The sequence below is a fragment of the Rhizobiaceae bacterium genome (assembly GCA_023953845.1).
Taxonomy (GTDB): Bacteria; Pseudomonadota; Alphaproteobacteria; order Rhizobiales; family Rhizobiaceae; genus Arvimicrobium.
This window is the reverse complement of the sequence record JAMLJC010000001.1, coordinates 2,182,099-2,199,902: the sequence shown is the minus strand read 5'-3', so window position 1 is coordinate 2,199,902 and position 17,804 is coordinate 2,182,099. Positions and strand designations below refer to the sequence as shown.

Sequence of the window (17,804 nt, the reverse complement as noted above, 5' to 3'; positions counted from 1 at the left end):
TCTGCCGGCTTCACGCCGGATTGCGCAGTGCTTCCGCGTGGAGCCGACGGACTTCGGCCTCCGCGAGCGCAGCAATAGCCTTGCGGTCCGAAGCGGCGTCGAAAGCGAACGGTTCGCCGAAGCGCAGTTCGACGTCGACGGCGCCTTCCTTCAGCAACGCGCCTGCATGCGGCAGCAGGTCGGCATCGCCGATCCAGGCCGCCATCGGCCGGTGGATGCGCTGCATCGGCATGCCGTGGAAACGCGTATAGGCGATCGCCATGGGCTGGATGAAGACGCGCTCGGACGCGCCGCCCGTCAGCGCCATCTTTGCCGCGCCGAACAGTGTGCTCTTGAAAGGCAGGACAGCATTGCCGTCGCCGGTCGTGCCCTCTGCGAACAGCACCATCACGTCGCCGTCGAGCAGCCGGCTGCCAATCTCGTTCGCCTGCTCGCCCGATTTGCGCCGACGCTCGCGCTCGACGAAGACGGTGCGCTGCATGCGCGCCAGCCAGCCGGCGACTGGCCAGCCGGCCATTTCCGACTTGGCGATGAAGGAGACCTCGGCCGCCGCGCCGATCGCCACGATGTCGATCCACGAAACATGGTTCGAGACCAGAAGCAGGGGGCGATCGGTCGCGATACGGCCCGTCACCCGCACCCGCATGCCGAGCGCCCGCGACGCCACGCGGTGCCAGAGCCTCGGCACCAGCGAGGGCCGGGGAAAGCCGGTGCGGATGGCGAGCCACTGGACAGGTCCAAGCGGTATCGTGACGCCTGCGACCAGCAGCAGCGCAAGCCCTGTGCGTATCCTGCCGATCATCGTGCGCTTCTGTAGCCGGTTGCCGAAGCACCCGGCTAGCGAAGATCGCGGCGCATGACAAGCGCGCCGGATTTCCGGCCCGCCTCGTGATCGTAATAGGCAGGCCGCCTGCCGACCTCGCGGAAACCAAGCCGCCGATAGAGCCCGATGGCCGGCGCGTTGCCCTCATCGACCTCGAGGAACAGCGCCTCGGCGCGCGCCGAATGCAATTCGCGCAGCACGGCGTCCATCAGCTTCCAGCCGAGCCCCGACCGCCGCTGGGCGCGCGCCACCGCGAGCGTCAGGATCTCGCCCTCGCCGGCCGCGAGCCGCGCCAGCACGAAACCCGCAGGACCGCGCCGGGCGTTGCCAACCTCGCGCACGGCATAGCCGAACACGGTTTCCTGCGTCAGCAGCGCCTCGAACTCCACATCCGACCAGGGCCGGCGAAAGTCCTCCTTGTGCAGTTCGGCGATGGTGCCGGTATCTTCGAGTTTCAGCGGTTCGACGATGAAATCCCGCTGCCGTGTCGCGACGAAGGGCAGGCGCATCATGACGGCCGCCTCGGCAGGACGAAGCCCGTCTGTGGCTTGGCGTCAGGCGCGCGCAGATAGAGCGGCTTCGGCTTTTCGTCCGGGATTTCCTTGCCCGCCGCGAGCCGCGCATAGACGGCGATATCCGCGGTCGCGCCCTCGAAACCGGTCATGCGCACGTCACCTCCCGCCAACGCCGCGATCTTGCCTGCGGCGGAGCCGGCAAGCGCGAGCCCTTCCCGCGACGCAAGCCTCGCGGCTTCCTCCAGCGTCGCAATGGCAGGATCATAGCGCACGGAACCGAAACGATCGTAAACGCCGATATAGATGCCGTCGCGCCCGCCATCGATTGCCGCGAGGACATTTTCCGGCGCCACATCGCCCGCCCGCGCAAAACCCTCGGCCGCGATCGCCTCCAGCGCGGTGACGCCGACCGCCTGGATTTTCAGCGCCAGCGCCAGACCGCGCGCGGTGGAAACGCCGACGCGCACGCCGGTGAAGGAGCCGGGACCGACGGAAACGCCGATGCGGTCCAGATCCGCATAGGCCTTGCCGGCCGCCGCCAGCGCCGTCGCGATAACGTCCATCAGATGCTCGGCATGGCCCTTGCCGAGATCGCGCACCTCGCGCCCGAGCGTCTTGCCCGTCGTCTGATCGTAGACGCAGGCAGCACAGAGCGAGGCGGCGCAATCGATGGCGAGAAGGGTCATGACGGACGCCTTGTCTCTCCCTGCCGGAGGCGGCTTACGCCTTGGCCGCCGCCTTCAGCTCCAGCCGCCGCGCATGCAGAACCGGCTCGGTGTAGCCGCTGGGCTGCTTGCGGCCCAGGAAGACGAGGTCGCGGGCGGCGAGGAAGGCGATGGAGCGATCGTAGGCCGGCGCCATCGGGCGATAGAGCGGATCGCCGGCATTCTGCTGGTCGACCACCGTCGCCATGCGCTTCAGCGTCTCCATCACCTGATCGCGGGTGCAGACGCCGTGATGCAGCCAGTTGGCGATGTGCTGGGAGGAGATGCGCAGCGTCGCCCGGTCCTCCATCAGCGCGACATCATTGATGTCCGGCACCTTGGAACAGCCGACGCCTTGGTCGACCCAGCGCACGACATAGCCCAGAATACCTTGGCAGTTGTTGTCAAGCTCCTTCTGGATGTCCTCGGGCGACCAGTTCGGGCGAGGCGCCACCGGCACCGACAATATGTCGTCCAGCCTGGCGCGCGGCCGGCTCTTCAGGCTCTCCTGCACCGCATGCACGTCGACCTTGTGATAATGAGTGGCGTGCAGCGTGGCAGCCGTGGGAGACGGCACCCAGGCGGTGTTGGCGCCGGCCTTCGGATGGGCGATCTTCTGCTCCAGCATGGCCGCCATCAGGTCGGGCATGGCCCACATGCCCTTGCCGATCTGCGCGCGGCCTTCCAGCCCGCAGGCAAGGCCGATATCGACGTTCCAGTTCTCGTAGGCCCCGATCCAGGCGGCCTGCTTCATGTCGCCCTTGCGGATCATCGGTCCAGCTTCCATCGAGGTGTGGATCTCGTCGCCGGTGCGGTCGAGGAAACCGGTGTTGATGAAGACCACGCGCTCCTTCGCGGCGCGGATGCACTCCTTGAGGTTCACCGTGGTGCGGCGCTCCTCGTCCATGATGCCCATCTTGAGCGTGTTGGCCGGCATGCCGAGCGCCAGTTCGACGCTGCGGAACAGGTCGACGGCGAAAGCAACCTCTTCCGGACCGTGCATCTTCGGCTTGACGACATAGACCGAGCCGGCCGGCGAGTTGGCGCGGCGGCCGTTCGGCCCCACATCATGCAGCGCGATGGCGCCGGTGATCATGGCGTCCATGATGCCTTCCGGCACCTCGTTGCCGTCGCGGTCGAGGATGGCCGGGTTGGTCATCAGGTGGCCGACATTCCTGACCAGCATCAGCGAGCGGCAGCGCGCCATGAAGGTCGAGCCGTCCGGCGCGTTGTATTCGAGATCCGGGTTGAGCTTGCGGGTGAAGGTCTTGCCGCCCTTGGAAACCTCTTCCGTCAGGTCGCCCTTCATCAGGCCGAGCCAGTTGCGGTAGACGGCGACCTTGTCCTCGGCGTCCACCGCCGCGACCGAATCCTCGCAATCCATGATGGTGGTGATCGCCGATTCCAGCCAGATGTCGGAGATGTCGGCGATGTCCGCCTTGCCGATCGGCGAGGTCGGATCGATCAGGATCTCGATATGGATGCCGTTGTTCCGGAGCAGGAACTGCTCCGGCCTGGCGGCGTCGCCGAGATAGCCGGCAAACTGTTCCGGCCGCTTCAGCCCCACCGTCCTGCCGTCTGCGGTCCTGACGTGCAGCGCGGCATCGGCGACCGAGAAGCCCGTGGCGTCGCTCCAGCTTGCCGAGGCGAGCGGCACGGCATCGTCGAGGAACTTGCGCGCCCAGGCGATCACCTTCTCGCCGCGCACGGGATTGTAGCCCTTGCCCTTCTCCGCGCCGTCCGTCTCGGGAATCGCATCGGTGCCGTAGAGCGCGTCATAGAGCGAGCCCCACCGCGCATTGGCGGCGTTGAGCGCATAGCGGGCGTTCATCACCGGCACGACGAGCTGTGGCCCGGCGATGGTGGCGATTTCGGGATCGACATTCGTCGTCGTCACCTTGAAGTCGGGCCCTTCCTCGAGCAGGTAGCCGATCTCCTTCAGGAAAGCCTTGTAGGCTTCGAGGTCGATCGGCCCGCGATGGCCGCGATGCCATTTGTCGATCGCATCCTGCATGTCGTCGCGTTTCTTCAGCAGCGCGAGGTTCTTCGGCGCGAGATCGCGGACGATGGCGGAGAAGGCCGCCCAGAAGGCGGGATTGCCGATGCCGGTGCCCGGCAGCGCCTCGTTAGCCATGAAGTCATGGAGTTCCCGCGCGATCTTCAGCCCGGCGATCTCGATGCGATCCGTCATGCAGTCTCTCCATTCCCTCTTGTTCCGGCCAGCGGCCATTCGCATGACAGATGCGGCGGGTCAATTCGTCGGAAACCACAAAGTCTTTCGTGCCCGGCAAGACCAGTGGGACGCCGGCTCACATGCCGGCCGGCAGGTGGCGGAAGGCCATCCACACCGCCATCGCCACCATCATCAGATTCTCCGTCAGCGAGACGAAGCCCAGCGGCACCTTGCTGGAACCGCCGACGCAGGCGCATTCAGCTCCCGCCGGTCGATATAGACCGCCTTGAACACCGAAACCGCGCCGATCGTGCCGATGAAAAGCGCTATCGGGACGGACAGCCAGACCAGCGCGCCGGACACCATCAGCACGCCCGCCGCCAGTTCCGCATAGGGATAGACGTAGGAATAGGACACGTAGCGCTTCGCCAGCAGGTCGTAGTTCAGGAACATGGCCGAGAAGCTCTCGACGTCCTGCAGCTTCAGCATGGCGAGAAGACACATGGCGAATGCGATGAACCATTCCACCGCATGCAAGGTGGCGAGATTGCCCGTCGCCGCCCAGCTCGTCGCCAGCGCCATCAGCGCGGCGACGGCGAAGACGGCAATGACGGGCCGGTAGCTGACGGCGTCCGGGTCGTGCACCTTCAGGCCGAAGAAGCGCCGCAGATCGTCGTAGCCGCCGATGCGCTTGCCTTCTATGAAGGTCTGCGGCGTCGTCTTCACGCCGTGCTCGGCCTTGAACGCATCCGTTTCCGCGCGTGTCCGCAGCCACCGGTCATCGACCGCGTAGCCCTTGCGCTTCAAAAGATCGAGGCTCTTCAGGCCCCACGGGCAGGTGTGCTCCGGCATCACCATCCGGTAGATCGTCGCGGCCTTCGGATTTGACTCTGTCATGGTCAACGTTCCTTTCGGGGTTGAGCCTCATGTAGGGTTTCCAGTGACTGGAAGGTCAAGCCGCCCGAGAGTATCACGAAGCGGCGCCCGCCATCCCCTCACACTGCAATCCGTGGCCGGCCGCTGGCGGTCGCGACGATATGCGCCTCGATGAACTTGCGCTGGCCCTCGACGGTGGCGGTGCGGACGTCGCGGACAACCGCAAGCTCGGCCGTATCGGTGCCGGCCAGCACTGCGCGCTCCATGGCCCGGGCGCGAACATGCTGCTCCGCGGCTTCCAGAGCCTTGTCCTCGTCCAGGAAATCGCGGATGTGATCGTCCGAAGACAGACGGAACAGGCCTTCCTGCGGCTGGCTGACCGTCGCCTCCGCCGAGACGCGAACCTGACCGACCACCGCGCCGAGCGCATTGGCGACGTCTGTGTCTTCCGGCACGATGCAATGATTGCCGACCAGCGGCGAGAGGCTCGCATAGTGCAATGGGGCCGATGCGCCGAGGCCGATGACCGGCCGGTCGAGAGCGACGGTGAGACGCGCGATGCCGGGATGCGCGCCTACCGCCCTTTGCACCAGCGCATGGGCGACCGTCGCCGCGCCGTCCAGCCCGTCCTCCTCGAATGCCGTTTCGAGGATCACTTCCGCGGAAAGGCGGGTGAGCGTCGCCAGCACGCGCTCGCTGATCGCCTCGGGCGTCTCGGCGATCACCTGTCCGCGCCCGTCGCGGCGGCGGGCGAAAAGCTCCGCCGCGAGCCTTGCGGCGGCGGCATTCCAGTTCGCCTGCCGGCCGAGCGTATGCGCCGCGTCCGATGGCGTGAATCCAACGAGATGGACGAGCCCACGCGCGACGAGGCGGTTGAGCGTCGCCATCTGCGCGTTGGAACTGAGCACACGGTCGAGCGCCTGCGGCGCCGGCGTGACGAGGTCGAAAAGTCTCGCCTCCGCCGCGCTCAGACCGGCGGCGAGACGATCCGGCACGCCGGTGCGCATGACGAGCCGGCCGTCGGTGCGCCCCGGATTGGCGGCGCGAAGCTGGCGCTCCAGCACTTCCGTCACGGCCTCGCCATGCGCGACGGCGGCAAGCGATACCGGCACGACGCGGCGCGGCCCGAGCAGAATCCTCGGGCTCAGCGCGCCATCCTCCAGCGCCACCTCGGAATCGCCACCGAGACCGAAAGTGCGCATCGCCACCGCCTCGACCATCGTGCGATAGCCGCCGACGGTCGCGCCTTCCGGATCGAGGCGCGGCCGGCCCTTGTCCAGCACGGCGACATCCGTCGTCGTGCCGCCGATATCCGACACCACGGCATCGTCCAGGCCGGTCATGTGGCGGGCGCCGACAAGGCTCGCCGCCGGGCCGGACAGGATGGTCTCGATCGGACGCTGGCGGGCGAAGGTAGCGGAAACCAGCGCCCCGTCGCCGCGCACCACCATCAGCGGCGCATGGATGGCGCGCCTGTCGAGAAACCCTTCCGTCGCGGCGATCAGCCGGTCGATCATGGAAATCAGCCGCGCGTTGAGCAGCGTCGTAAGCGCGCGGCGCGGTCCGCCGAGCTTTGCGGACAGTTCGTGGCTGGCCGTCACCGGCAGACCCGTCCGCTCGCGGATCAGCTCGCGCGCGGCGATTTCGTGCGCCGGGTTGCGCGTGGCGAAATAGGCGCAGACGGCAAAACCGGAGACGCTGCCCGCCAGTTCCGGCAGCACCGCCTCGAGCAGAGACAGGTCCAGCCGGGCGGCGTTGCCATGCACGTCGTGCCCGCCCGCGCAGAAAATCACCGGATCGCTGCCAAGCGCCGATTTCAGCCCGTCGCGGGCGAGGTCCTCCTCACCGAAGCCGATCATCACCAGCGCGACGCGACCGCCCTGTCCTTCCACCAGCGCATTGGTGGCGAGCGTCGTCGACATGGAGGCCAGCTTTATGGTCCCCGGATCGACCTTGGCCTTGCTCAGGACGGCGTCGACGGCGCCGGAAATGCCGACGGCGAGGTCATGCCGGGTGGTCAGCGATTTCGCCTTCGCCACCACGCCCGTCTCCTGCGACCACAGCACCGCGTCGGTATAGGTGCCGCCGGTATCTATGCCGAGGAAAAGCGAGGACGCGGCGGAAACATTCATGGGAGGATTCTTCGGCTGGAACTGCTGCATCCGGCGGGACGTGCCTGTCACGCGCAATAGCGACCGATGCGCCCGAGCGGAAGAGGCTCCTTGCATGATCGGTGGTGCCAACGGCGCAGCGAACAGATGCAGTCCTGTACAGTGGTTCGCTTGACAAGCGCCGCCGATCCGCCTCAAATTATCCCGATAAACTGATTGGGAGGGGAAACATGACACGTTGTTTTGACTGGTATCCGCGCAAGACCGGCCCGCTCAGCGGCCTCATCAAGCCACGCTGAGAAGCGGTTTCCATGCAGCGATGAAAGCCTGTCCGGCCAACCGGACAGTTTTTCTGATGCCTGTTGAACGAAAACAGACTCAACTGACACCGACATAGCGCCGGATCAGATCCGGATCGTCGCGCAGCCGCCGCACATTCGCGGTTTCGCGGTTGCGGCCGTTCTCGATAAAGGCGACGCGGTCGGCGACGGGCAGCACCGCGTCCACACGCTGCTCGACCAACAAGGTCGAAACACCCCGTTCGCGCAGCTTCGCCACCGTCTCGCGGATCTTCGCGATCATCGACGGCATCAGCCCCTCGGTCGGTTCGTCCAGAAGCAGCACCTGAGGCTCGACGCAGAGCGCCCGAGCCATGGCGAGCATCTGCTGCTCGCCGCCCGACAGCGTGCCGGAACGCTGCTTCAGCCGCTCGCGCAGGACGGGGAAAAGGTCGAGCACAGCATCGCGCGTCGCAGACCCCTTGCCGCGCGCCATCAGGCCGATCTCGATGTTTTCCGCCACGGTCATCTCGGCGAACAGCCGGCGGCCCTGCGGCACATAGGCGATGCCGGCCCTCGGCACTTCATGCGCAGGCAGCGCGGTCAATTCCCTGTCGCCGAGCCGGATCGAGCCGGAGCGTGCCGGCACGAGGCCCATGATCGCCTTCAATGCCGTCGTCTTGCCGGCGCCGTTGCGGCCGAGCAGGCAGAGCACCTCGCCCTTGCGCAGGCCGAGCGAGAAATCATGCAGCACCTGCACCTCGCCGTAAAAGCAGTTCAGGCCGGAAACGGTCAGCACGTCAGTCATCGGCGCCTCCGCCGAGATAGGCGCGCTGGACGGCGGGGTTGGCGCGGATCGCATCCGGCGGCCCTTCCGCGATCAGACGCCCGGCATCGAAGACCGAGATGCGGTCGGCCAGCGCCATGACCACATCCATATTGTGTTCGATCAGCAGCACGGTGGCGTCCCTGGCGATCTCGCGGACCAGCGCGATAAAGTCGGCTATCTCGGCATCCGACAGCCCCTGCGTCGGCTCGTCGAGGATCAGGAGACGCGGCTTCAGCGCAAGCCCCATCGCCACTTCGAGCAGGCGCTGGTGCCCGTATGCCAGCGTGCCGGCCGGCGTGTCGCGGCGGCTTTCGAGGCCGGTGCGGCGCAAGGCCTCCAGCGTGTGCTGGCGCAACACGCGCGCGCCTCGCTTCTCCCCCGGCGCGTCGAGCAGCGCCCGTTCCGCGGCGAGCGCGACATTGTCGTAGGCGGTCAGGTTGGCGTAGACGCTGGTGATCTGGAAGGTATAGGCGATGCCTTTGCGCACGCGGCGGTGCGCCGGCAGATCGGTAATGTCCTCGCCGTCGAACTCGATACGGCCGGCGCTGGGCTCGATGCGTCCGCAGATCAGGCTGACGAAGGTCGTCTTGCCGGCGCCGTTCGGCCCGATGATGGCGCGGATCTCGCCGGGCATCAGGCTGAAATCGACGCCGTCGACGGCCTTCAGCCCGCCGAAATGGCGGCTGAGGCCGGTGGTACGCAGCAGCGGAGCGGCGGCTTGTCCCATCATGGCAGCCACCTCGCCCAGCGGTCGCGGACGGTGCCGAGCACGCCCTTGGGGAAGAACAGCACCAGCACGATCAGCGCCGCGCCCACGACCAGCAGATAGGCGCTGGTGTAGCCGCTGGTGACGTCGACGACATAATACATGAACAGCGTGCCGAGCAGTGGCCCGATCGTCGTGCCGGCTCCTCCGAGCAGCGTCCAGAGCAGCGGCAGGATCGAGTACTGCACCGAGGCGAAGGTCGCGCCGGCAAAGCCGAACAGCAGCGCGTAGGCCGCGCCCGCTGCCGCGCAGATCGTTCCCGACACCACGACCGCCGCAAGCTTGTTGGCGAAGACGTCGTAGCCCAGCATCCGCGTCCGTTCCTCGTTCTCGCGGATGGCGACGAGGACGCGCCCGAAAGGCGAGGATACGATGCGCAGCAGCACGAACAGCACGACGGTGAACAGAATTAGGGCGGCCATGTAGCGCGTCACCGGATCGGCCAGATCGAGGTGAAGGCCGGCAACATCGAAGACACGCGCCTGCCGGTCGATGACGAAACCTTCGTCGCCGCGCGTCCATCGGCTGAAATAGAGGATGGTCAGATAAAACACCTGCGCGAACATCATCGTCACGATCATGAAGGCGACGCCGGTCGTCCGCAGCGCCAGAAGGCCGATGACGAGCGCGAGCAGCGCTCCGGCCGCGATGCCGCCGAGGAAGCCGAAAGGCGCGCTCCAGCCCAGATGCAACATGGAAAGCCCGGTTCCGTACATGCCGGCGGCGAAGAACATGGCGTGCCCGAGGCTGAGCAGGCCCGCATAGCCGAACAGCAGCCCGTAGCCCATGGCGAAGACGGCGAAGACCATGACGCGCGCCAGCACGCCGTGATGGTAGTCGGGCAGCAGGAAATTCAGCGCGAACAGCAGCGCGACGACCGCGACATGCAGGGCGAGACTCTTGCCGTTCATCGGGCGGCCGTCCCGAACAGGCCCTGCGGTCGGAAGACAAGCACGAGCGCCACCACCAGCGTCGCGATCATCTTGGCGAGGGTCGGCGAGAAGAACATGGAGATGATGCCGTCCGACAGGCCGATCAGCAATGCCGCGATCAAAGTGCCGCGCAGCGACCCCAGCCCGCCAATGATGACCACGATGAAGGAGAGAAGCAGCGGATCGCGGCCCATCAGATAGTGCGCCTGCTGGATCGGCACGATGAGCACGGCGGCGACAGCGGCGAGCATCGCGCCGAGCGCGAAAACGCCGCCATAGACGCGGCCGACGGGTATGCCGAAGGCCTGCGCCGTCTCCCGGTCATATTGCGTGGCGCGCATGACGAGGCCGATTTTCGTGCGGGTCAGCACGAGCCATGTAGCGAGAATGATCAGGATTGCGGCGGCGATCACGGCGAGCTTGTAGCCGGAGTATCCGAACCAGGGCAGGAGCACGCGGTAGTTGAAGGGTGGCGCAACCGGGCGGGCTTCCGGTCCGTAGAGCGAAAGCGCCGCCTGCTGGATGATGTAGAGCAGGCCGATGGTCGCGACGATCGTCGCTTCCGGATTGTAGTCGAGCCGCCGCAGCACCAGCCGTTCCGAGGCGAAAGCGATCGCGCCGACGACCAGCGGGGCGACCACCAGCGCAAGCGCGAAGCCGACGGCCGGATGCGCGCCGGCCATGGACGCCACCCACCAGGCGATGACGGCGCCAAGCATGAAGAACTCGCCATGCGCCACGTTGACGACGCGCATGACGCCGAACACGAGCGACAGGCCGAGCGCGGTCAGCGCCAGCACGGCAGCGGTGACGAGGCCTTCAAGAGACGCAAGCAGGAGGTGTGGGCCGAAGGACATTATGCGCCCTCGTCGTCAATGGGCGGCCACTGGCGGGAGGTATGGACGATGGCGAGGATTGCGATTTCGTCGACGCCCACCGCATAGACCATACGATACGAGGGATGGGGCAGCAGCTCTCGCGTGCCTTGCAGCGCACCGGATTTGCCCATCAAGGGAAAACGCGTCAGAACGCGCGGCGCTCGGGATAGCAATAAGTCCATTCGGATTGCGGCGCCCGGATTCTCCAGCGCTATGTACTCGACGATCTCACCCAGATTTCTGCGCGCGGAACTCGTCCATCGAATTCTCACGCTGCGCGCTCAGCAGCCTGCTTGGCGAGCCTTTCCGCCCGCTGCTTCGCCTCTTCTTCGATCTCCTCTTGCGTATGCACCCGTCCAGCGGCAATGTCAGCGCGAGCCCGCTCCACGTGCTTCCGCAGAAATTCCACATACTCGTGATCCTGCTGGACGAAATCCCGCATGAATTCACGCACGATCTGCGACGCGGGACGATCGGCGGCTTCCGCAGCCGCCATGAACGCCTCGCGCAGTTCGGGCTCCAGCTTCATGGTGAAGACGGCTTCCTTGGCCATGGCGATGCTCCATCAAATACTGACGACGTATATACGTCGTCAGTATCCTTCTGACCAGTTCGCCGTCACAGGGGCATCGTCGTGTAGTCGCCTTCCGGCTCGTAGAGGCCGTCCTCGATCGTGGTCCGGTGCACCACCTTCAGCTTGCCGCCCTCCACCTTCGAAATGTTCTGATGGCCGAAGCACTGGTGTATCTTGCCGTTGAAAGTCTTGTCGCCCTGCGGATGCTCAGGGCCCTCCTTGAACTCGGTCAGCACCTCGGTAGCCTCGACGAGCTTGGCGCGGTCCTCCGGTCCCTGATAGTTGCAGGCTTCCATCGCCTGCTTGATGACGTAGAGCGTCTCCCAGCAGCCGAACATGTGGGCAGCGGTCGAGACGTCCTTCGGATCGTCGACCGATGCGCCGTTGTCGTCAATGCCGACGGCGGCGCGATAGGCCTTCTGCGCCTCCGAATCGTTCTCCTGTGCGTAGCGCGGTGAACCTTCCCAGAAATGGCTGCCGTCGAGGAATTCGAGGCCCGGGCTGTTGATGTCGACGGCCTCCAGCGAATCGATGAAGCCGAAGAGTTGCGGCCGGTTCGAGCCGTAGAATTCGCCGAGTTCCTTGACGAAGGTCAGCACCGCCGGCCCGACCATCACATGGTACAGGACCTCGGTATCCGCCGGGATCTGCGGGAAATACTTGGTGAAGGAGCTTTCCGTCGGCGGAATGGCGATCTGCGCGATCACGTCGGCGCCCTGCGCCTTGAGCGCCGGCGGCAGGTAGTCGCGGTGATCGTAGCCGAAGGCGAAGTCGGGGAAGATCTGCGTGACCTTCTTGCCGACATTTCCGGCGATCCACGGCGCCATTGCCTGGATCTGGCTCTTCACGTCGGTGATGCCAGGCTGGAAGACGTAGCGGTTGAGCTTGGTCGAGGCGACGTGGTGCCCCTCGCTGACCACGAAATAGGGGATCTTGGCCTCGCCTGCCGCAGGCGCGGAGCCGATCACGACATGGCTGAACAGCGTGCCGTAAACCACGTCGCATTTGTGCTGCGTGGCGAACTTGCCGACCACTTCCGCGCCGCGCGCCGGATCGGTGCCGTCGTCCTCGGTGATGATCTCGACCGGCCGGCCGTTGATGCCGCCGGCATCGTTGATCAGCTTCGTGGCCGCCATCGTCGTCTTTTCGTACCAGCGGCCATAGGCGGCGCCGATGCCGGTGCGATGCGCCTGGAAGCCGATGCGAATCGGCGCGCTGTTCTGCGCGCCGGCATAGCGCACATAGCCCGGCGCCGTGCCGATCGCGGCCGCCGCGCCTAGCCCCTTGAGCGCCGAGCGTCTGGTGATCCTCGACTTCGCAAAACCCGCCTTCTCGCTCATGCCTGCCCCCTGTCCGTGATGATGACACATAGACCATCGAGGTCGCGCAAGTGCGACCTCTCCGCGCCGGACGGAAACTAAATCACCAATGCGAACAACGGGCAAGACACGGCCCGTTCGCAGCCGCGGCCGATCAGCCGACTGTCCGGTAGATGGCGCCGGCTCCGCGCGGAGAAATATCCGCCACGATGCCCTGGCGGACGAGGCGGTTGACATGCGCCAGCGTCTCGCCGAGCGCGAAGCCGATGTTCTCCGGCCCTTCTATATGCGGAAACATTTCGCGGGCGAGTTCGACCGCACTCTTCGGATTACGCAGAAAATCCGCCGTCGCATCCAGCCGCTGGCGATGATGCTCGCGCAACTGATCGATGCGCGGACGAATGCCATGGTAGGGCAACCCGTGCGAAGGCAGGACCAGCGCGTCGTCGGCGACGCAGTCGAATTGCGGAAACGATGCGAGATAGTCCCCGAGCGGATCGGCCTGCGGGATCATTTCGTAGACGGCGATGACCGGGCTGATCTTCGGCAGCAGATGGTCGCCCGCGATCAGTACGTTGCCGACCGGGTCGTGGAACGAGGCATGTTCGAAGGCATGGCCGCGCGTCACGATCACCCGCCAGTCCCTGCCGCCCATCGGAAGGGTATCGCCGTCGCGTATTTCGGTTATCCAGCCGGGAAGCGGCGTCGAAAGGTCGATGAAGCGCTGGCGGCTGGCGACGAGTTGCCTCGCTGCTGCCGCGTCGAAGCCGTTGTGCACGAGATAGGCATGATAGGCCGCGCTGGAGTTGGGCACGTCGCTGGTATGGGTGACGCGGGCCCACACCCATTCTGCGAAGGTCCCGGTGAAATCCGCGCCGAAGCGCTCCACAAGCCAGCCGGCCAGGCCGATATGGTCGACATGCCCATGCGTCGCGATGACGCGCGTGACGCGGCCGCCGCGCATCGGGCCGGCCAGAAGCGTTTCCCAGACCGCGATGATCTGAGGCGTCGCGCAGCCCGTGTCGATCACGGTCCAGCCGTCGCCCTCGTCGATCAGCCATACGTTGACATGGTTGAGACGGAAGGGCAGCGGCAGGCGCGCCCACAGCAACCCCGGCGCGACTTGGCGCACCGCGCCGCTCCCGGGAGCATCGTTCCAGGGAAACTGGAGGTCCTTCCAGTGTGTCGCGAGCATGATCGGTCCTCACTCCCTCGGCCACGCGGCAGGTACAGGGTCCGGATGCCGGCGACAACCTTTGACACATCGCTTCCCCGCTTATAATCTAACTATCGTTAGAATTTGATCGCGTAAACCGTGAATTTCGCGTGCGCCGCAATAGCGATCGGCAATCAGGGGAGGCAGGATTGACGAACGTACTCATCGAGCGCCCCGCCGCCCATGTCGTGCTTCTGCGTCTCAACCGCCCGGAGGCGCGCAATGCGCTGAGCCCCGAATTGCGGGAGGAACTGCGCGAGCATTTCCTCGCCCTGTCGATCGATCCGGACTGCCGCGCCATCGTCGTCACGGGCGATCGCCGCGCCTTCGCCGCAGGAGCCGACATCAAGGCCATGGCGGAGGCCGACCCCGCAGGGATGATGGCACGCGGCGACGAAGCCAACTGGGCGGCGATCAGCCAATGCCCCAGGCCGATCGTGGCCGCCGTGAACGGCTATGCGCTCGGCGGCGGGTGCGAACCGGCAATGACCGCCGACATCATCGTGGCCGGAAGAGGTGCGACTTTCGGCCAGCCGGAGGTGAAGCTCGGCATCATGCCGGGCGCGGGCGGCACGCAGCGCCTGACGCGCGCGATCGGCAAGCATCGCGCCATGCTGATGCTGCTCACCGGCGCCTCCATGAGCGCAGACGAGGCGTTCTCGGCCGGTCTGGTGAGCAAGGTGGTCGAGGATGACCGGGCCGTCGACGAGGCGGTGGCCATCGCCTCGTCCGTCGCCGCGATGCCGCCGGTCGCCGTGGCGGAGATCAAGCGGGCGGTGCTCGCCGGCATGGATGTTCCGCTCGAGACGGCGCTGATGCTGGAGCGGCGCGCGGCCTATCTGCTGTTCGGAACGGCGGACAAGAAAGAGGCGATGACAGCCTTTCTGGAAAAGAGAAACCCAGTCTTTTCAGTGAGTTGAGAACCGCTCGCCGTACTTGCGAAATCTGTGGTGACAAACTTTCGAACAACTGTTAGAGTTTGAGAAATGGCCGATCGGCGGGCTCCGCCTCGACCAAGGGAGGAAACAGATGATTGCCGGCGGTTCGCCGCGTTCCAGCCGTGTCTTGCGCGCGGGACGGGTGCTCTGATGCTTCTTGTGGAGGACATCCAGCTCTCCTTCGGCGGGGTGAAGGCGCTGTCCGGCGTGACGGTTCGCGCCGACAAGAGCAAGATCACGGCCGTGATCGGACCCAACGGCGCCGGCAAGACCAGCCTGTTCAACGTCGTCTCGGGTTTCTACAAGCCGCAGGCCGGCAGGGTCATCCTCGACGGCGAGGACATTTCCGGCCTGAAGCCTCATGCGCGCGCCTATCGCGGCATGTCGCGCACCTTCCAGAACATTGCGCTGTTCCACGGCATGACGGTGCTCGACAACATCAAGCTCGGCGCCCACACGAACCTGAAGAGCGGCATCCTGTCCGCCGGCCTGCGGCTGCCGCTGACGCGCCGCGAGGAGGATGAACTCGACCGCGCCATCCAGCGCGACATTGTCGGACTGCTGGAACTCGATCATGTGAAGCATCACTACGTGGAAGACCTCGCCTACGGACTGCAGAAGCGCGTGGAGCTCGCCCGCGCGCTGGTGATGCGGCCGAAGATCCTGCTGCTCGACGAACCGGTCGCCGGCATGAACCGCGAGGAGAAGCGCGAAATGAGCCGCTTCGTGCTCGGCGTGAAAAAGGACTGGAACACCACCGTGCTGCTCATCGAGCACGACATGAGCATGGTCATGAGCATTTCGGATCACGTCGTGGTGCTGTCCTTCGGCAGGCCCATCGCGTCCGGCACGCCGGACGAGGTGCGCGCCAATCCGGACGTCATCAAGGCATATCTCGGCACGGCCGACGAGCCGACGCAGAACGCGGCCTGAGGGGGATGACATGAGCCCGCTCCAGCAGTTCGTCGAGTATTCCATCGTCGGCATCGCGGCCGGCGGCGTCTACGCGCTCATCGCGCTCGGCATCATCGTGATCTTCAAGTCGTCGCGCACCTTCAACTTCGCCATGGGCGAGATGATGATGCTGTCGGCCTACTTCTTCTATGCCGCCGCGGTCACCTTCGCGCTCGGGCCGGTGCTCGGACTGATCGCGGCGCTGGCCGGTTCGATCGCGGTAGCGCTCGTCATCGAGCGTGTCGCGATCCGGCCGATGCTGGGACGGCCCTTCATCGCCGTGGTCATGGTCACCTTCGGCGTCGGCTCAATCATCCGCGGCGTCGTCGGCATGATCTGGGGTCCGAACGAGATGCAGATCCCCGCTATCCTGTCGCGCTCGCCCTTCATGCTCGGCGACATATTCGTGCCGGGCAAGACGGCGCGGGCCTTCGCCATCGCCGTCGTCATCGTGGTGGCGCTGATCGCCTACCTGCGCTACTCGCGCGCCGGCGTGGCGTTGCGCGCGGCGGCGGCGGACGCCATCACCGCCTATTCGATGGGCATCGACGTGCGCCGCGTCATCGCTTTCACCTGGGTCATCGCGGCCATCACCGGCTGCATCAGCGGCGTGCTGATGGCGAACGTCAACACGCTGACGCCGCAGCTCGGCGTCGTGGCTCTCAACGTGCTGGCCGTGGTCATCCTCGGCGGTCTCAATTCGATCGGCGGCGTTCTCGTCTCGGGCTTCATCATCGGCTGGCTGGAGGCGATCACCGGCCTCGTCCTGCCGACCGAGTTCCGTGAGATAACGCCCTATGTTCTCGCCCTGATCGTGCTCCTGGTCCGCCCGAACGGCCTATTCGGCAGCAGAGAAGTCGAGAGGATCTGATGGTGAGCGCTGTCGACACGTCACCGGCGCGGGCGCTGACGCAATCCCGGAGCGGGCGGCTTGCCTGGAAGGCCGCGCTGGTTGCGGCGCTGGCCGCGCTGCCGCTCGTGGCGCCGGGCTACTGGATCTATTTCGCCGGCCTGCTTGGCATCAACATCGTGGCCACGCACGGCCTCAACATCATGATGGGCTATACGGGGCTGCTCTCGCTGGGGCATGCCGCCTTCGTCGGTGTCGGCGCCTATACGGTCGCGATCCTGCAGACCTATTTCGGCGTGCCGTTCTGGATCGCCATTCCGGCCGCCGGCATCTCGGCGGCGGTCATCGGCGTGGCATTCGGCCTGCCGTCGCTGCGCATTCGCGGCCTCTACCTGGTCATCGCGACGCTCGCGGCGCAGTTCATCCTGCATTTCGTGTTCGTGCACTGGCAGTCGGTGACGAATGGCGATGTCGGCCTGCCGGTCGCGCCGGCGGAGGTGTTCGGCTATCCGCTCAACAACGAGACGCGCGTCTATTATCTCATCCTCGCCTTCGTCGTGCTTTCCACCATCTTCGCCAGCAATGTCGTGCGCTCGCGTGTCGGCCGCGCCTTCATCGCCATCCGCGAGCGCGATCTCACCGCCCAGGTGCTGGGCGTCGAGATCGTCGGATACAAGCTGATGGCCTTCGCGCTCGGCAGCTTCTACGCGGGCATCGCCGGCGCGCTGCTCGCCTATTTCAACCGCTTCGTGAATCCCGAGCAGTTCGGGCTCCTGCTCTCCGTGTTCTTCCTGTCGGCGGTCATCGTCGGCGGGATGGGTTCCATCCTCGGCGCCATACTCGGCGCGGCATTCATGACGCTGCTGCCGGAACTGCTGCGCGAAGGTTCGCTGCTCGTCGGCAGCAGCCTCGGATACGATCTTGCGACGGTCCTGACGCCGCTGCGCGAAACCATCTTCGGCATGCTGATGGTCGGCTTCCTGATCCTGGAGCCGCGCGGGCTAGCGCAGCTCTGGAAGCGTGCGCGCCAGAAATTCTCACGCGGCAACGCGTGACGAAAACCGCGCC

17 protein-coding genes and 1 pseudogene are annotated in these 17,804 nt (G+C 65.9%); 4 read left to right on the top strand and 14 right to left on the bottom strand.

The genetic code is table 11. The features are described from left to right. Positions 1-10: 10 nt before the first annotated feature. From M9955_10725 to M9955_10660, 14 genes and pseudogenes are all read right to left on the bottom strand, one after another. A complete protein-coding gene (locus tag M9955_10725; protein ID MCO5082115.1) occupies positions 11-802 on the bottom strand; it encodes a 1-acyl-sn-glycerol-3-phosphate acyltransferase in 792 nt (263 codons plus the stop codon). A gap of 35 nt (positions 803-837) precedes the next feature. Then, on the bottom strand, positions 838-1,332 hold the full coding sequence (locus M9955_10720; protein ID MCO5082114.1) for a GNAT family N-acetyltransferase: 495 nt from the start codon (positions 1,330-1,332) through the stop codon (positions 838-840). Then, positions 1,332-2,024, bottom strand: a complete 693-nt coding sequence (gene tsaB / locus M9955_10715) for a tRNA (adenosine(37)-N6)-threonylcarbamoyltransferase complex dimerization subunit type 1 TsaB (protein MCO5082113.1) — start codon at positions 2,022-2,024, stop codon at positions 1,332-1,334. Before tsaB ends, M9955_10720 begins: the two co-directional genes overlap by 1 nt. 34 nt (positions 2,025-2,058) lie before the next feature. Continuing rightward, positions 2,059-4,233, bottom strand: coding sequence for a malate synthase G (locus tag M9955_10710; protein MCO5082112.1), 2,175 nt, complete (start codon positions 4,231-4,233; stop codon positions 2,059-2,061). A gap of 118 nt (positions 4,234-4,351) precedes the next feature. Then, positions 4,352-5,112 (bottom strand): annotated as a pseudogene (locus M9955_10705) (glutaredoxin). Positions 5,113-5,210: 98 nt separating this feature from the next. Beyond that, entirely contained in the window at positions 5,211-7,223 is a 2,013-nt protein-coding gene (locus tag M9955_10700; protein MCO5082111.1) for a hydantoinase/oxoprolinase family protein, read from the bottom strand. Positions 7,224-7,580: 357 nt separating this feature from the next. Continuing rightward, complete coding sequence (locus tag M9955_10695) at positions 7,581-8,288, bottom strand: ABC transporter ATP-binding protein (GenBank protein MCO5082110.1); 708 nt, start codon at positions 8,286-8,288, stop codon at positions 7,581-7,583. Further along, positions 8,281-9,039 carry an ABC transporter ATP-binding protein gene (locus M9955_10690; GenBank protein ID MCO5082109.1) on the bottom strand — a complete coding sequence of 253 codons (759 nt, stop codon included), beginning with the start codon at positions 9,037-9,039 and terminating at the stop codon, positions 8,281-8,283. The genes M9955_10695 and M9955_10690 overlap by 8 nt, the downstream gene beginning before the upstream one ends. Next, on the bottom strand, positions 9,036-9,986 hold the full coding sequence (locus tag M9955_10685; GenBank protein MCO5082108.1) for a branched-chain amino acid ABC transporter permease: 951 nt from the start codon (positions 9,984-9,986) through the stop codon (positions 9,036-9,038). The genes M9955_10690 and M9955_10685 overlap by 4 nt, the downstream gene beginning before the upstream one ends. After that, positions 9,983-10,864: a branched-chain amino acid ABC transporter permease gene (locus M9955_10680; GenBank protein MCO5082107.1), complete on the bottom strand. Its 882-nt coding sequence runs from the start codon at positions 10,862-10,864 to the stop codon at positions 9,983-9,985. Before M9955_10680 ends, M9955_10685 begins: the two co-directional genes overlap by 4 nt. Further along, on the bottom strand, positions 10,864-11,157 hold the full coding sequence (locus M9955_10675) for a type II toxin-antitoxin system RelE/ParE family toxin (GenBank protein MCO5082106.1): 294 nt from the start codon (positions 11,155-11,157) through the stop codon (positions 10,864-10,866). The genes M9955_10680 and M9955_10675 overlap by 1 nt, the downstream gene beginning before the upstream one ends. Continuing rightward, complete coding sequence (locus M9955_10670) at positions 11,154-11,438, bottom strand: antitoxin of toxin-antitoxin stability system (GenBank protein MCO5082105.1); 285 nt, start codon at positions 11,436-11,438, stop codon at positions 11,154-11,156. The genes M9955_10675 and M9955_10670 overlap by 4 nt, the downstream gene beginning before the upstream one ends. A 65-nt stretch (positions 11,439-11,503) precedes the next feature. Continuing rightward, positions 11,504-12,799, bottom strand: a complete 1,296-nt coding sequence (locus tag M9955_10665) for an ABC transporter substrate-binding protein (GenBank protein ID MCO5082104.1) — start codon at positions 12,797-12,799, stop codon at positions 11,504-11,506. 133 nt (positions 12,800-12,932) lie between these two features. Then, positions 12,933-13,973, bottom strand: a complete 1,041-nt coding sequence (locus tag M9955_10660) for an MBL fold metallo-hydrolase (protein MCO5082103.1) — start codon at positions 13,971-13,973, stop codon at positions 12,933-12,935. A 170-nt stretch (positions 13,974-14,143) separates the two neighbouring features. On the opposite strand from M9955_10660, the gene M9955_10655 reads away from it, so the two are divergent. The 4 genes from M9955_10655 (at position 14,144) to M9955_10640 (ending at position 17,791) form a co-directional block, all read left to right on the top strand. Continuing rightward, complete coding sequence (locus M9955_10655) at positions 14,144-14,914, top strand: enoyl-CoA hydratase-related protein (protein ID MCO5082102.1); 771 nt, start codon at positions 14,144-14,146, stop codon at positions 14,912-14,914. A gap of 168 nt (positions 14,915-15,082) precedes the next feature. Then, entirely contained in the window at positions 15,083-15,865 is a 783-nt protein-coding gene (locus tag M9955_10650) for an ABC transporter ATP-binding protein (protein MCO5082101.1), read from the top strand. A gap of 10 nt (positions 15,866-15,875) precedes the next feature. Continuing rightward, on the top strand, positions 15,876-16,757 hold the full coding sequence (locus tag M9955_10645; protein ID MCO5082100.1) for a branched-chain amino acid ABC transporter permease: 882 nt from the start codon (positions 15,876-15,878) through the stop codon (positions 16,755-16,757). Between the two features lie 2 nt (positions 16,758-16,759). Continuing rightward, the gene (locus M9955_10640) at positions 16,760-17,791 is read left to right on the top strand and encodes a branched-chain amino acid ABC transporter permease (protein MCO5082099.1); all 1,032 of its coding nucleotides are present in this window, start codon (positions 16,760-16,762) and stop codon (positions 17,789-17,791) included. Positions 17,792-17,804: the final 13 nt, after the last annotated feature.

Excerpts from the sequence above, each read along its gene's own strand:
- M9955_10710 (MCO5082112.1), bottom strand. The coding sequence starts at position 4,233 with ATGACGGATCGCATCGAGATCGCCGGGCTGAAGATCGCGCGGGAACTC.
- M9955_10645 (MCO5082100.1), top strand. The coding sequence starts at position 15,876 with ATGAGCCCGCTCCAGCAGTTCGTCGAGTATTCCATCGTCGGCATCGCG.
- M9955_10690 (MCO5082109.1), bottom strand. The coding sequence starts at position 9,039 with ATGATGGGACAAGCCGCCGCTCCGCTGCTGCGTACCACCGGCCTCAGC.
- M9955_10670 (MCO5082105.1), bottom strand. The coding sequence starts at position 11,438 with ATGGCCAAGGAAGCCGTCTTCACCATGAAGCTGGAGCCCGAACTGCGC.
- M9955_10720 (MCO5082114.1), bottom strand. The coding sequence starts at position 1,332 with ATGCGCCTGCCCTTCGTCGCGACACGGCAGCGGGATTTCATCGTCGAA.
- M9955_10650 (MCO5082101.1), top strand. The coding sequence starts at position 15,083 with ATGCTTCTTGTGGAGGACATCCAGCTCTCCTTCGGCGGGGTGAAGGCG.
- M9955_10695 (MCO5082110.1), bottom strand. The coding sequence starts at position 8,288 with ATGACTGACGTGCTGACCGTTTCCGGCCTGAACTGCTTTTACGGCGAG.
- tsaB (MCO5082113.1), bottom strand. The coding sequence starts at position 2,024 with ATGACCCTTCTCGCCATCGATTGCGCCGCCTCGCTCTGTGCTGCCTGC.
- M9955_10680 (MCO5082107.1), bottom strand. The coding sequence starts at position 10,864 with ATGTCCTTCGGCCCACACCTCCTGCTTGCGTCTCTTGAAGGCCTCGTC.
- M9955_10700 (MCO5082111.1), bottom strand. The coding sequence starts at position 7,223 with ATGAATGTTTCCGCCGCGTCCTCGCTTTTCCTCGGCATAGATACCGGC.
- M9955_10685 (MCO5082108.1), bottom strand. The coding sequence starts at position 9,986 with ATGAACGGCAAGAGTCTCGCCCTGCATGTCGCGGTCGTCGCGCTGCTG.
- M9955_10665 (MCO5082104.1), bottom strand. The coding sequence starts at position 12,799 with ATGAGCGAGAAGGCGGGTTTTGCGAAGTCGAGGATCACCAGACGCTCG.
- M9955_10725 (MCO5082115.1), bottom strand. The coding sequence starts at position 802 with ATGATCGGCAGGATACGCACAGGGCTTGCGCTGCTGCTGGTCGCAGGC.
- M9955_10660 (MCO5082103.1), bottom strand. The coding sequence starts at position 13,973 with ATGCTCGCGACACACTGGAAGGACCTCCAGTTTCCCTGGAACGATGCT.